1 pseudogene is annotated in these 1125 nt (G+C 70.6%); it reads left to right on the top strand.

The window, feature by feature from the left end:
- Positions 1-1125: pseudogene (locus O7A61_RS32265) on the top strand (DUF4159 domain-containing protein); the annotation flags it as partial.

The following is a 1125-nucleotide window of genomic DNA, read 5'->3' as shown; positions in this document are numbered from 1 at the left end:
CGACCGGCCCGCCGTCTATGCCCGCGTCGCCGGTGTGCTGGAGAGCTTGCCCGGCGCCAGCGTCGCCGTGCTGGCGGATGGCCTGGCGGCCAAGGGCGACGAGGCCGCTTTCAACACGCTGTTGTCCAAAAATGCCGCCCGCGTTGTCTGGGCGGTGGCCGACCGGCTTTCCCTGACCGGCCTGAGATCAGCCGAAAACCAGGTCGACGGCTTTGGTCTGACCGCCGTCCGCGCGCCCGGCGATCCCGCCCCGGCGCAGGTCACCGCCGGCGCCTTCGATGACAAGGGCCGCCGCATCGCCGATGCGACCCTGACCTTCGCGCCGGGCGAGGCCACGGCCACCGGCACCATGGCGGTGCCGTTCGAATTGCGCAACGACTTCGCCTCGATCGCGCTCGATGGCGAACGCCATGCGGGCGCCGTGCGCGTGCTCGACGAAAGCTCCAAACGCCGCCGCGTCGGGCTGCTGTCGCAAGCCGAGGCCGACCAGGCGCAGCCGCTTCTGTCGCCGCTCTACTACATCAGGCGCGCGCTGCAGCCCTTCGCCGATCTGGTCGAGCCCTCCAGCGCCGATCTCGCCGACGCCATCCCGCAGATCCTCGACCAGAAGCCGGCGATGATCGTCATGGCCGATATCGGCACCATTCCCGCGCAGGTTCGGCAAAGGCTGGTCGACTGGGTCGACAATGGCGGCACGCTGGTGCGTTTCGCCGGCTCACGGCTGGCGGCCGCCGGCAATGACGATTTGCTGCCGGTCCGCCTGCGCACCGGCGAGCGCTCGCTCGGCGGCGCGCTGTCATGGACCTCGCCGCAGCCGGTCACCGAATTTCCCAAGGCCGGCCCCTTCGCCGACCTGGCGCCGCCGACCGAGGTCACGGTGGCCAGGCAGGTGCTGGCCGAGCCGACACCCGACATCGTCGAGCGCACCTGGGCAGCCCTTGCCGACGGCACGCCGCTGGTCACCGGGCTGAAGAAGGGCAAGGGCACGCTGGTGCTGTTCCACGTCACGCCCGAGGCGACATGGTCCAACCTGCCGATCTCGGGCAGCTTCGTCGAGATGCTGCGCCGCATCGTGCAATTGTCCCGCAACCAGGGCGCGGCGATCGCCAATGCCGAAGCCGCCGC

This window comes from Mesorhizobium sp. Cs1321R2N1, assembly GCF_037179725.1.
Lineage (GTDB): Bacteria > Pseudomonadota > Alphaproteobacteria > Rhizobiales > Rhizobiaceae > Mesorhizobium > Mesorhizobium salmacidum.
This window is presented reverse-complemented; position numbering and strand designations above follow the sequence as displayed.